The organism is Methanogenium marinum (assembly GCF_028912405.1).
Classification (GTDB): Archaea; Halobacteriota; Methanomicrobia; order Methanomicrobiales; family Methanomicrobiaceae; genus Methanogenium; species Methanogenium marinum.
In genome coordinates this window covers 1,775,564-1,786,398 of sequence record NZ_JAKELO010000002.1, presented here as the reverse complement: position 1 = coordinate 1,786,398, position 10,835 = coordinate 1,775,564, and the positions used below count along the sequence as shown (strand labels likewise).

Here is a 10,835-nt window from a genome sequence, read left to right as displayed (position 1 = left end):
TTCCAGAAACCAGAGATATTTTGCCATACCAGCGAGAGGGAATGGCACCGGATTAAAAAACATAGATGCGGTGGTCGCAAGATGATTCATTTTCATTGCCGATTTCACTCCCGCTTCTGTTGTCATTCCCACCCTTTCATTCTCCCTGCACAACAGGAAGGCCGGATTGCTGTTTTTTTACCGCTGAAATTATGGAAAATCATGGATTTGCAGCAACAGGAAGAGACACCATGTATTAACTCAGCAGATATGGCGAAAGGGCAACCCATATATGATATGTATGCCAAAAATGATATCAGATGATCGCACCCGATGACCTGGTATGCCTGAAAGCGATCGCCCTTTTGGGAGGGCTTTCCAGTGCTGTGTCTGTCTCTTCCCAGAGCCTTGCACAGGAACTTTCTATAAGCCCTCAGACCGCCTCACGAAGATTGATCTCCCTTGAAAATACCCATATGATCTCACGGACCATGCGGGGGGATGGACAGTATGTTACTGTCACACAAACAGGTGAGGAGAATCTAAGGGTTGAATATGCAGCATATCGCCGTATATTTGAAACGCATGACAGGCATTACATACTGGAAGGGGAACTCATCAGCGGCCTTGGTGAAGGCCGGTATTATGTAAGCGTTGAGGGATATGCCAGCCAGTTTTCAGATAAACTGGGCATCACCCCGTATCCCGGGACATTTAATGTAAAACTCAGTCCGTCAGCGATCGAGACACGCCGCAAACTCGATGCAATGGAATGGATAGAGATTGAAGGATTTACGGACCATGACCGCACATTTGGCGGAGCCCGGGCCCTGAAGTGTTCCATAAACGGATATACATGTGCAATTCTTATTCCCGGGAGAACCCACTATCCCGAAGATATTGTTGAACTTATTTCAGCAGAACATCTACGCGATGTGCTGGGAACAGAGGATGGGTCAGCGGTAATAATTGAGGTGACACGATAATGATAGAGAAAGGACTGGAAGCATTCAAAAGAGGGGAATTTGTTCTCCTCTTCGACTTTGATGATAGGGAAGGAGAAACAGATTTCGCCATCCGGTCTGATGCAGTCAAACCGGAACATATTGTCCGAATGAGAAAAGACGGAGGTGGCCTCATCTGCACTGCCCTGCACCCACAGGCAGCAAAGAACTTCGGCCTTCCGTTTGCAAGCGAAATTCTCCAGCCGACGCATCTTGCAGAACAGGAAGGAGATATTCCCTATGACCGCAGAAACCATTCATCCTTCTCTCTCTGGGTCAACCACCGCGACACGTTTACCGGCATAACAGATATCGACCGGGCACTCACGGTGACCAGCCTGGCAGACCAGGTGAAAAGGACGCTGAACGGCGGCGGAGATACCTTTGCAGCAGAGTTCAGGACTCCGGGTCACATGGCCCTCCTCAGGGCAGCAGACACCCTGCTTGACCAGCGCGAAGGGCAGACTGAACTTTCCATTGCCCTTGCTGAGATGGCAGGTGTCACACCGGCAGTCACCATCTGCGAGATGCTTGACGAAACGACTGGCCGGGCTCTCACAAAAGAGAATGCACGAAAGTACGCTGACGAGCACGGCTTTGTCTTCCTTGAAGGAAAGGAAGTCAAAGAAGCCTGGTATGCCCGAAAGTCTGCGTGAAGATTTCCAAAATATCTTTTTTTCATTCGTTCGTTTGTTCATTCATCCATCCCACTATCCCACCACCCACAGTAGAATAAACATTAAAATACGCACAATTCTCGGTGAATTAATAATTCTTGGCAAATTGATATTAAATCCCAAATCTGCCAGTTTGTCATTCAATCATCCAAATAAACCATCAATTCGTGTTTCAATTATCCCGGTTTTGTAAGGAAATATCGGGTATTTGCATTAAGCTGAACCGTTGTCGGTTGATTCGGATCAATACACACAATCCGCAGACTTTTCCTCTATCATCACGGCCTGGTCTGGAAACGCGAAAATGTCTACACCTTTGACCGGGAGACTTACCGGCTATGGAACGGGCCGTCTGGTCGTCTGGTCGTCTGGCTCGAACCGGCACCACACAGCGGGGATGGCAGCGAAGGTGATGGGGGGGACATCCCCCCACCAATGGCAGGGGCGACGTTGGCGGAATGGCGGCAGCTTTGCAGCAGCATGGCGGCACTTTCCGCCAGGACTAAACCTGGGCATTCCAACCGAATGATACAAATCTAAGAGAGAAGAGAGAGACGCTTATTTAAGAGAAGAGTATATGGCGGCAATTTGGGACCCCACAGCACCGGGACATCTCCCGTGCAGATGCGGGTTCGGGTGGGTGCGCTCCGGCAGATTCCGCCAACCAAATTGCTTCCGGCACAATTCAGGCAGGAAAATACGAGCAAAGCCCACTGAACGCCATGTATGATGGCGGCAACTTCCGCCATCTGCTGCACTCTGCTGTACATGCCGCCAACGCGGGTGCATCCCGTGTCTGCGGGGAAACAATTTCTCCCGGACCGGACATCCTGTTCAATCCCCGTCCGTAAACCATTACCTTTGATTACACAGCAGGAGAATTATTTACTGCGTGAATGATGGTACAGACGAGTATCCGGTTGTGATTACCCGGAAACCTGTTCGCAATGCCCGAATGCGGGTGAAAAGTGACGGGACGGTTCATATTACAGCACCCAAAGGATTTGATACCACAGCCTTTCTTGCAGAGAAGAAGGACTGGATTACGGCACATCAGGCAGAGATGAACCGTCTGGCAGAAAGGCATCAGACGGCAGCGGACCAGATGCTCCTCCTCGGCACTGAATACACCGTTCGTGAAGGGAGCCACTGCCGAACTGACCATTCTGAAAAAGTGATCACAGCCCCGAATCCGGTTGCCCTCAGGTGGCATCTGACGGATGAATTTCGGGCATTGATCAGAGAATCCGTTTATGCCCATGCAGAAGAGTTGGGAGTCTCCCCAGGTCGCTGTACCATCCGGATGCAAAAGACCCGCTGGGGCAGCTGTTCATCAGCCGGAAACCTCAATTTCAACCTCAAATTATATGCCCTGCCAACACATTTAAGGGATTACGTGGTGGTGCATGAGCTTACCCACCTCAATATACTGAATCATTCCCCTGCATTCTGGTCAGCAGTCGGAGCATACTATCCCGCCTACAAACAGGCAGAAGAAGAGCTGCGCACATACTGGATCGGGATTGAACGCAGCCACTGGTGGAACGCTCTGAATAAATAAAACGGATGGAACAAAATGAAACGGGTATTGCAGTGGTGTAGTGAGATGCGCCGGAATCCAACCGTCCACAACTGGCACATTTTCTATGTCGTTTTTCCGTTTGCGATTCTGATACTCTATCCCTGCATACTCTATTTCGCCCTCCCTTCCAGCCTCTTCTGGACATTCTTTGCCCTGTCTCTCGCCTACTTCATTCCTCCTGCAGGAAAAGAGACGGTTATCCCCCTGATGGTGGTGGCAGGGATACCCTGGTGGCTCGCGGCATTTTCCATCATGCTCTTTGACCTGATGGGTGCCCTCTTCATCATCTGGAACTTCCCCCTGGCCCTCAGAATACCGTGGTTCGGACACTGGGCAGAACGGTTCATGTTAACCGGACGCGAACAGTTTGACCGGTATCCCATCATCGAACACATCTCATCTGTCGGTCTTGCATTCTTTGTGATGATTCCTTTTGAAGGATCGGGAGGGGTCGCCGCCTCCATCATCGGGCGGGTGCTGGGGATGGATTACCTGAAGATCCTCATCAGTGTCGGCGTTGGTTCCCTTCTTTCAGCATCAGCAATCGCCCTCTCCGCTGGATACATCATCTCATTGGTGGAGTCAGGAATAATCTCAGGTATCGCCGGGGCGGGAATCCTTATTGTCGCCGTCATCGCGGCCTATATCTGGGCAAAACGGAGACAGAGAAACGGCAGAGCAAAAGTGGATGAAAATAATGCTGAATAGAAGGGGACAGGGTTTTTTGTATCACATTGTATGCTCCCAAATAGAACACACAAATACATTATGTACAAACTTTTCTCTACCAATTAGCAGTATTGAATTTAAAAAAATGAGAAAATACCTTAAAAATTAATCATATTTTCCGCGGGGATTTTCCCATCCGGTATACCCGCAATAGATACAACAGTCGCCTCCACATTTTGGACAGAGTTTTGCCGGCTTTTTTACTTCAACAGAGCCAGTCTTGTTGCAATATACGCAGCCTGCCCCATCACAGGCATGGCAGGTCACTGTATCATATTCAGTCTGTTCAGTGTTTTCCGAAGTCTTACTCATTTCTGTATCAGCCATATATTCATCTCCTCCTCAGTCCGTATTATCAGTTTCTCCATCCTCACCAGGACAACGGGTCTCAAGAATCCGCTTCATGATAAGTCGTGAGCCGGCATACCCCGAACCGTTATAGGCACCGATTCGGACAACCTCTGCATCAATACCACGGTCACGGAGAGCTTTTCTGAGAGAATCCTCTGAAAAATGCTGGTTAAATCCTAGCGTAATAATGGAAGGATCAATCTCCTCAATGGGACGGAACATGTCCTCAGTATCCCCAAGACAGGCACTATCCACCACTGCAAGGGACTGGATCATGCAGAGCCGCTGTTCTTCCGGCACAACCGGAGCCGGTTTGTGGCGCACATTCACATCACGGGCCACAATAACATGCAGTTCGTCCCCCAGTTCACGGGACTTTTCCATATAGTAGATATGACCCGGATGAAGAATGTCGAACGTACCGGTTGCAACAACCCGCTTCACTCGATCACCTCAAGTGAAACAGGTGTCCCATCGCGACGGAATGCCCGCCAGTCGCCTTCACCATATGGGGGGCCGAAGATGAGATGATACTTCCCCATTCTCCCAAAAAAACGCAAATCTGCATCAGACGGCCGCAGAGCACCGCTCGGATGGGAATGAGCACTTCCCACCGCATGGACATCAAGCGGCATCATCTCAGGAGAAAAACCGGCACTCTGCTCAGTGACAACAGTTCCGGGTGCCAGGTCAAACTCCTCAATAATTCCGTCTCTCTCCCGTAGGACTGCCACAAATTCCCTCGGATACTGGCTTTTCCCAACAGCCCGTAGGGTATCCAGACATTCTTTTCTGATGCCACGAATCTCCATTTATGTCATATATGTTGGCATACCCCTCAAATAATGGTATCATAATACCCACCAATCAGGTAGATATCTTGATTATTGCACAGAATATATAGTGGATATCAGACAGGAGAAGAGAGAATGGTATTTAAAACACTACTCGTCGCATATGACGGTTCAGAATTTGGTCGTGAGGCACTGAAAACGGCAATCGCCAATGCACCCCTTTGGGACGCAAAAATTCATGTCATCTATGTGGTAAACCCCCGGTATTACGCATCCACCATCGTTGACCCTCAAATTGGTGTCGTTGAACCCCGTTCAGAGCACTGGATCGGCATGCTTGAGCGTGAAGCAGAAGAAATGCTTGCAGAGGCAGAAGAAATAGCCAAGGATTCAGAAATCGAGATTACCCCTCATATGGTCATCGGAGACCCTCGTGACGAGATAATCGAGACAGCCAAAGAGATAGACGCGGACCTTATAATCCTCGGATCAGCAGGGAAGGGCAGGGCAAAGCGGTTCCTCCTCGGTAGCGTGAGCACCTCGGTTGTCACACAAAGCCCCATAGCAACACTCGTTGTCCACGCACTCCCCGAAGAATAAAGCACAATATGGGATTTAAAAATCCCCATCCTGTTCAAAACTCCGTCCGAATCTGAGCGCAAGTTCTGCTTTATAGAGTTCTTTTCCCAGATAGCCCGCATGATCCATGAGAGAGACCCTCCCATCAGAAAGGATGGCAGAAAATACCTCATCCCACTTTTTTCCCCGGAAGGCAGTCCCGTTGTGTTCGGCAATGATCCACCCCCCCTCAATACCAATTCTCAGGTTCCCACAGGGATCAAATACCAGTTCTTTGGGAACATATGAAACATCACGCGTCACCTCCCGTGGAATCGCCGGTTCATGCCGTCGCCGTTTCTCCTTGATGCAGAAAAGAGAGAGCCCAAGGTCCTTCGGATACGGCCGGTCACCCATGAGTGCCATCATCTCTGCTGCACGCCGCATCTCCCGCACACTGCCCTGTGTCTTCTCGGAGTGTTCACTGGTAAAAAGGACAGCCGCGTGACACTCATGCGCCATCGCCGCTAAGAGGGCATTCACTCCCACAGAGTCGGCATCAATGAGTTCAGTGACATTTCCCGCCCCAAAAAAGAGCGGATAACCCACATCCTCAAATGATAAAAGAGAGGAGACCAGGCCACTTCCCACGGGCTGCAACAGAGGATCTGCAATGATACGGGAGATGCCTGCCGCTTCTGCCGCACGAATATTCTCTGCAAGAGAAACACCACCAGGCACCACAACTGCTGCCACACCTGCAGCCGCCACAGCAGCCCCCACAAGAGGAATATTTTCCTCCTGCAGGGAAAGGATGATATCTGCATCAGGAAGGGCGGCATGAATGAGAGACGGGTCCTGCGTATCGGCGGCAAGCGGCACAGGGAGACTCCGCAATGCGGCAAAGACTCTTTTGACATCTTCAACAGTCGCATCAAACCCAAAGCCAAGATCAATGATATCAGCACCTGCCGCCAGATATCGTTCTGTTGTAGCACGGATATCAGGCACACGGTGGGCATCCATTATTTCAGCAAGCACCTTCATCCGCGATGTCCCGCCAATACAGCATCCCCGAACCGTAATGGCACAGGATGCCCCCTCCTCCATCTCTTTCAGGTGGTTTCGTGCCTCTTCTTCTCGCATACGGGTGAGAAATTCATCGGCAGGCACCGTGCGGGAAAATTCCATTCTTCCCAGCATGCGTAGCATCATCCCGAGGTCTGCTGCATGCCGGGGCCCACGATAGACCGGAATCCCAAGCTCCTCTTCTACCAGGGCAAAAGACGCAGTGCACATTCCTGATGTGATAACAACATCATAGTCACCCCCCCGCGCTATCGCAAGAAGTTTCTCCGGGGTCAGGAAAGAAGCAATAACACCCGTAACAATGACATTGGCATCAAACCCAGCCGCTGCCTTGCGCACGATTTTTTCCGCAATTGTCCCTGTTGGAAGCAGTACCCGCATACGTATCACGATTCACTTTAATTAGCCATGAATGAAAAAAGGTACTGATCTGATGCTGCAATGTGACCTGCATGTACATACAAACTACTCTCGTGATGGGGAGAGTAGTGTAGAAGCGTGCCTGAAACGGGCGGAAGAACGGGGCCTTGATGCCATAGCCATCACCGACCATGACACCACTGACGGGGCAGTGTATGCCATGAAATGCGATTCACCGGTGCTGGTTATCCCGGGAATCGAAATATCTACTGCTGACGGCCACCTCATCGCCCTTGGCATCACAGAGAGAATCCCCGCGGATCTGGGATTTGTTGAGAGTGTTGAACGGGCACATGCAGCAGGAGCGCTCTGCATTATCCCACATCCATACCACAAATGGCGTCATGGCGCCGCCCTGAAAATGAAAAGCGCCATTGCAATGGTTGACGCTGTTGAATCATTCAACAGCCGCTACATCACGGGTTCCGCAAACAGGAAAGCGGCCCGAAAGGCTGCACAGTCCGGAAAACCCTGTGTTGCAGGAAGTGATGCCCATAATGCACGATATGTGGGATACGGTATCACACTCATTGACGCAGCACCTGAAGTCCCTGCAATTCTTGAAGCCATCCGTGAAGGACGGTGCAGCATTCATGGACGGATGACACCGCTGCGTACCTATACCCGTCAGTCTATGCGTGGTGCTAAACGCAGAATTTCCCGGCGGATTCACCGATGAGACTGGCATTTCAGGTTGCCTACATCGGGGATGATTTCTATGGGTCACAGATGCAGTCCGGCAGCCGAACTGTGGAAGGGGAAGTCATCAACGCCTGCCGGGGATTACGCCTCTTTGATGACTGGCGCGAAGCCGGATTTGCATTTTCAGGCAGAACTGATCGTGGTGTCCATGCACGCCGGCAGATCTGTGCCTTCACCACCTCACGCCCGGATCGTGCAATAGAACGTCTGAACCGTATTTTACCGGGAGACTGCTGGTGTAATGGCTGGGCTAAGACAGGTGACTCATTTCATCCAAGGTACCATGCAAAGACACGTACCTACCGATATTACCTGTATAATGACGGTTCAACAGACCTTGCCCGCATGCAGGAGGCAGCAGCCCTTTTTTTGGGGAAACATAATTTCACCCATTTCTCCCGCCTTAAAGGAAAAAATCCGGAAAAAACCATTTTTTCATCGCATATCAGTGCTGAAGATGGATTTTTTGTCTATGAAATCACGGCCACCGGGTACCTCTGGAATATGGTGCGCTGCGTCGTTGCATCCCTGACATCTGTGGGGAGAAATGAACTGGAAACAGATGATATAACAGCGTTACTCACCGCAGCGCCCGGTATGCGACACCTTCTCCCCGCACCACCGGAAGGACTCATCCTCTGGGATATCGACTGTGGCATCACATTCACCCCACTTCAGAGTGGCTGCAAAATGTTGGAAGCATCCGGAGAACGAGTAAGGTTCTTTGAAACAATGAAAAAAGTGAATATACTTCTGGATTAAACCGGTCGCACTGTTGCCTTGGAAGGAACAATAAGCCCGGTCATCCAGGATGACATGGGAGGTTCTGAAGTGCGGGCAGAGATGAGGAAATCCAGTTGATTCTGCACCAGACCACGATACGTAACTGTCAGGTGATAATCATTCTCCCGCCAGATGAGACCATACATCTTCACTGTCATGTGAGCAGGCTGAAACTCCACCGGTGTTCCGATGGAAAGTATCTGGCGTTCGTTTCCTATTTTCAGTGTCACATCATTGCCTGAACTGACCGCAAGGACCTGCACATTCCCGAAGAATACTTCAGAACTGTCTGGCAAAAGAACGTCATACGTTGCTACATACGGGTAACTGTTCCCCCAGGGACTCTGATTCCCGTAGGCATCGAAGGTGAGGTATCCCACAGCCACTGCTGCAACGATGAGTACGATCAGAAGAAGCAGACCTTTAAAAAATCCAAATTTCTTTTTCCGGTCATTTTTATGGTCCATTTTATAGGTTTTAACTGCCTCTTCCTGGAGTTTCTGCTCTTCTTTTACCCGCCTGCGTTCTTCCCCGATGATCTTCTGCCGCTCTTCTTCAGATATTACCGCAGCATCGGGAGAAGGGGCAACAGGTGTTTCCTTCTGCACCTCTTCTTCCCGTGGTGCTGCCTCACCGGGGGTTTCGGACGGTGGGGACACATTATTCTCTTTATCTTCAGCCATTTTCTAATCCATCCTCATATTATCCTGTATATGAAACAGCGTATTCACTCTATTTATTAATACCTGAAAAGGAGCAGTATTGGATATTTCATGACTCAAAAATCATCTCCACTAATGGGATTGACATCGACTCCGTCGGGCATGATGACACCAATGGCCCATTCCGGCACAGGACGGGTTGTCAGCAGTGCAACGGTAAAATCATTCTGGCTAGTTGCAGGAACATACCCCCGGAACTTTGCGACAATCTGATAATCACTGTCAAAGAGCGTGACACCAAATATCTGTATTACCATCCGTTTGGGCGATGAGAGAGTTATTTTGTCACCGACACCAATTTCTGTCCCCAGGCCACCGCTGATGCTGACAATTACCTTGTCCCCCGAACCGGATACCGTCACCGGAATTCCGGCAAATTCAACGGGTTCACCCTGTGGTATCCTCACATTATAGGAACTGACATATGGAAAAGAGTCCTGTGTCGCCGGAAGATTTGGCTGTACTGAGAAGGTGAGTGCTGCTGCAGCAATAATCAGGATGAGAATGACACCACTGACAATCCCAATCCGTTTCCATCTCCCAACTGACTGTTTCCGCGTATCTGCTTCAATCTCCCGTTCGATTTCTGTTCTCTGGCGGGCACGCTCCTGTTCAATAGCCTTCTGCTTTTCCTCCCATACCTGTGCATTTGCAAGTTGATCACGAATTTTCTGATCCGCGTCATCATTCTCAAGTTTTCGACGGATTTCATCAGTATCCGGGGGAATCTCATCACGGGGCGCCGTATCAGCAGGTGGCATGATTTCTTCGGAATTAATATGTTCACCGGGATATCCGGAATCACCCTTTTCACGTGCTGTATTTCCCCGCAATTGGTTAAGCACAACTGAAGCGTCTGCCTTTCTGCGGGCACCGTCTTCAGAACGATCCGGTATGCCAGTATCATCAGAGTCCAGGCTCATTGCTGTAAAACACCTTATCTTATTCGAGGAATGTAAGGTATATAAAATGCTGAGTCATTGCCGATTTTAGGAATTCACCCGTATATTTATGTATTTCTATAATAAACTCTTCTAACAGATTATCGGGGGTTAGATAGGATGGGTACTATTCTTGTATGTGACGATTCACTGTTTCAGAGGCGAATTCTGACTTCAATCGTCGAGAAAAACGGCCATACCCCTTTAGAAGCGGCAAATGGACGCGAATGCCTCAAAATTGCTACCGAAGAAAAACCAGACCTTATTTTTCTGGATCTCCTGATGCCGGATTACGACGGCTTTGCAGTCCTGAAGGATGCCAGAGAACAGGGCCTTGACATTCCAATTCTCGTCATCACAGCGGACATACAGGACATCACACGCAATGATTGCCTGAAACTAGGGGCGCGGGCATTTCTGAACAAACCGGTTGACCACGATGAAGTGAAGGCAGCTATTAGAGAACATCTTGGCACCCAGAGCTGATTCGTGATGGATGACAAC

Annotated in this window: 16 protein-coding genes; 9 read left to right on the top strand and 7 right to left on the bottom strand. The window is 49.8% G+C overall.

Going from position 1 to position 10,835, the window contains the following annotated elements:
* Positions 1-299 precede the first annotated feature (299 nt).
* The 3 genes from L0665_RS08945 to L0665_RS08935 all read left to right on the top strand — a co-directional run bounded on the left by L0665_RS08945 (position 300) and on the right by L0665_RS08935 (position 2,189).
* Positions 300-965 (top strand): DUF120 domain-containing protein, encoded by a 666-nt coding sequence (locus tag L0665_RS08945; RefSeq protein ID WP_274925338.1) that lies wholly within the window; start codon positions 300-302, stop codon positions 963-965.
* The gene (ribB, locus tag L0665_RS08940; RefSeq protein WP_274925337.1) at positions 965-1,639 is read left to right on the top strand and encodes a 3,4-dihydroxy-2-butanone-4-phosphate synthase; all 675 of its coding nucleotides are present in this window, start codon (positions 965-967) and stop codon (positions 1,637-1,639) included. Before L0665_RS08945 ends, ribB begins: the two co-directional genes overlap by 1 nt.
* A 325-nt stretch (positions 1,640-1,964) precedes the next feature.
* Positions 1,965-2,189, top strand: a complete 225-nt coding sequence (locus L0665_RS08935; RefSeq protein ID WP_274925336.1) for a hypothetical protein — start codon at positions 1,965-1,967, stop codon at positions 2,187-2,189.
* 7 nt (positions 2,190-2,196) lie between these two features.
* On the opposite strand, the gene L0665_RS08930 is transcribed toward L0665_RS08935, so the two are convergent.
* Positions 2,197-2,409 carry a M24 family metallopeptidase gene (locus L0665_RS08930; protein ID WP_274925335.1) on the bottom strand — a complete coding sequence of 71 codons (213 nt, stop codon included), beginning with the start codon at positions 2,407-2,409 and terminating at the stop codon, positions 2,197-2,199.
* A gap of 143 nt (positions 2,410-2,552) precedes the next feature.
* On the opposite strand from L0665_RS08930, the gene L0665_RS08925 reads away from it, so the two are divergent.
* On the top strand, positions 2,553-3,221 hold the full coding sequence (locus tag L0665_RS08925) for a M48 family metallopeptidase (RefSeq protein WP_274925334.1): 669 nt from the start codon (positions 2,553-2,555) through the stop codon (positions 3,219-3,221).
* Positions 3,222-3,266: 45 nt separating this feature from the next.
* Positions 3,267-3,950 (top strand): small multi-drug export protein, encoded by a 684-nt coding sequence (locus L0665_RS08920; RefSeq protein ID WP_274925333.1) that lies wholly within the window; start codon positions 3,267-3,269, stop codon positions 3,948-3,950.
* A 126-nt stretch (positions 3,951-4,076) separates the two neighbouring features.
* On the opposite strand, the gene L0665_RS08915 is transcribed toward L0665_RS08920, so the two are convergent.
* The 3 genes from L0665_RS08915 to L0665_RS08905 are packed head-to-tail and all read right to left on the bottom strand — an operon-like array spanning position 4,077 to position 5,134.
* Entirely contained in the window at positions 4,077-4,298 is a 222-nt protein-coding gene (locus L0665_RS08915; protein WP_274925332.1) for a hypothetical protein, read from the bottom strand.
* Positions 4,299-4,313: 15 nt separating this feature from the next.
* A complete protein-coding gene (locus L0665_RS08910) occupies positions 4,314-4,766 on the bottom strand; it encodes an FAD synthase family protein (protein ID WP_274925331.1) in 453 nt (150 codons plus the stop codon).
* The gene (locus tag L0665_RS08905) at positions 4,763-5,134 is read right to left on the bottom strand and encodes a Mov34/MPN/PAD-1 family protein (protein ID WP_274925330.1); all 372 of its coding nucleotides are present in this window, start codon (positions 5,132-5,134) and stop codon (positions 4,763-4,765) included. Before L0665_RS08905 ends, L0665_RS08910 begins: the two co-directional genes overlap by 4 nt.
* A 117-nt stretch (positions 5,135-5,251) precedes the next feature.
* Between L0665_RS08905 and L0665_RS08900 the strand changes: the two genes are divergently transcribed.
* Entirely contained in the window at positions 5,252-5,716 is a 465-nt protein-coding gene (locus tag L0665_RS08900) for a universal stress protein (RefSeq protein WP_274925329.1), read from the top strand.
* Positions 5,717-5,731: 15 nt separating this feature from the next.
* On the opposite strand, the gene L0665_RS08895 is transcribed toward L0665_RS08900, so the two are convergent.
* The gene (locus L0665_RS08895) at positions 5,732-7,144 is read right to left on the bottom strand and encodes a dihydropteroate synthase-like protein (RefSeq protein ID WP_274925748.1); all 1,413 of its coding nucleotides are present in this window, start codon (positions 7,142-7,144) and stop codon (positions 5,732-5,734) included.
* Positions 7,145-7,175: 31 nt separating this feature from the next.
* On the opposite strand from L0665_RS08895, the gene L0665_RS08890 reads away from it, so the two are divergent.
* On the top strand, positions 7,176-7,862 hold the full coding sequence (locus L0665_RS08890) for a CehA/McbA family metallohydrolase (protein WP_338036431.1): 687 nt from the start codon (positions 7,176-7,178) through the stop codon (positions 7,860-7,862).
* On the top strand, positions 7,859-8,647 hold the full coding sequence (gene truA / locus L0665_RS08885; RefSeq protein ID WP_274925328.1) for a tRNA pseudouridine(38-40) synthase TruA: 789 nt from the start codon (positions 7,859-7,861) through the stop codon (positions 8,645-8,647). Before L0665_RS08890 ends, truA begins: the two co-directional genes overlap by 4 nt.
* Here truA and L0665_RS08880 read toward each other — a convergent pair.
* The gene (locus tag L0665_RS08880; protein ID WP_274925327.1) at positions 8,644-9,351 is read right to left on the bottom strand and encodes a hypothetical protein; all 708 of its coding nucleotides are present in this window, start codon (positions 9,349-9,351) and stop codon (positions 8,644-8,646) included. The two genes, truA and L0665_RS08880, sit on opposite strands and share 4 nt — an antisense overlap.
* A gap of 95 nt (positions 9,352-9,446) precedes the next feature.
* Complete coding sequence (locus L0665_RS08875; RefSeq protein WP_274925326.1) at positions 9,447-10,313, bottom strand: hypothetical protein; 867 nt, start codon at positions 10,311-10,313, stop codon at positions 9,447-9,449.
* A gap of 138 nt (positions 10,314-10,451) precedes the next feature.
* Here L0665_RS08875 and L0665_RS08870 point away from each other — a divergent pair, with 138 nt between their 5' ends.
* Positions 10,452-10,817 (top strand): response regulator, encoded by a 366-nt coding sequence (locus tag L0665_RS08870; protein ID WP_274925325.1) that lies wholly within the window; start codon positions 10,452-10,454, stop codon positions 10,815-10,817.
* Positions 10,818-10,835 lie beyond the last annotated feature (18 nt).

Coding starts and splice junctions, on each gene's coding strand:
- L0665_RS08945 (WP_274925338.1), top strand. CDS start 300: ATGATCGCACCCGATGACCTGGTATGCCTGAAAGCGATCGCCCTTTTG.
- ribB (WP_274925337.1), top strand. CDS start 965: ATGATAGAGAAAGGACTGGAAGCATTCAAAAGAGGGGAATTTGTTCTC.
- L0665_RS08935 (WP_274925336.1), top strand. CDS start 1,965: ATGTCTACACCTTTGACCGGGAGACTTACCGGCTATGGAACGGGCCGT.
- L0665_RS08930 (WP_274925335.1), bottom strand. CDS start 2,409: ATGGCGGAAGTTGCCGCCATCATACATGGCGTTCAGTGGGCTTTGCTC.
- L0665_RS08920 (WP_274925333.1), top strand. CDS start 3,267: ATGCGCCGGAATCCAACCGTCCACAACTGGCACATTTTCTATGTCGTT.
- L0665_RS08915 (WP_274925332.1), bottom strand. CDS start 4,298: ATGGCTGATACAGAAATGAGTAAGACTTCGGAAAACACTGAACAGACT.
- L0665_RS08905 (WP_274925330.1), bottom strand. CDS start 5,134: ATGGAGATTCGTGGCATCAGAAAAGAATGTCTGGATACCCTACGGGCT.
- L0665_RS08900 (WP_274925329.1), top strand. CDS start 5,252: ATGGTATTTAAAACACTACTCGTCGCATATGACGGTTCAGAATTTGGT.
- L0665_RS08895 (WP_274925748.1), bottom strand. CDS start 7,144: ATGCGGGTACTGCTTCCAACAGGGACAATTGCGGAAAAAATCGTGCGC.
- L0665_RS08890 (WP_338036431.1), top strand. CDS start 7,176: ATGAAAAAAGGTACTGATCTGATGCTGCAATGTGACCTGCATGTACAT.
- truA (WP_274925328.1), top strand. CDS start 7,859: ATGAGACTGGCATTTCAGGTTGCCTACATCGGGGATGATTTCTATGGG.
- L0665_RS08880 (WP_274925327.1), bottom strand. CDS start 9,351: ATGGCTGAAGATAAAGAGAATAATGTGTCCCCACCGTCCGAAACCCCC.
- L0665_RS08875 (WP_274925326.1), bottom strand. CDS start 10,313: ATGAGCCTGGACTCTGATGATACTGGCATACCGGATCGTTCTGAAGAC.
- L0665_RS08870 (WP_274925325.1), top strand. CDS start 10,452: ATGGGTACTATTCTTGTATGTGACGATTCACTGTTTCAGAGGCGAATT.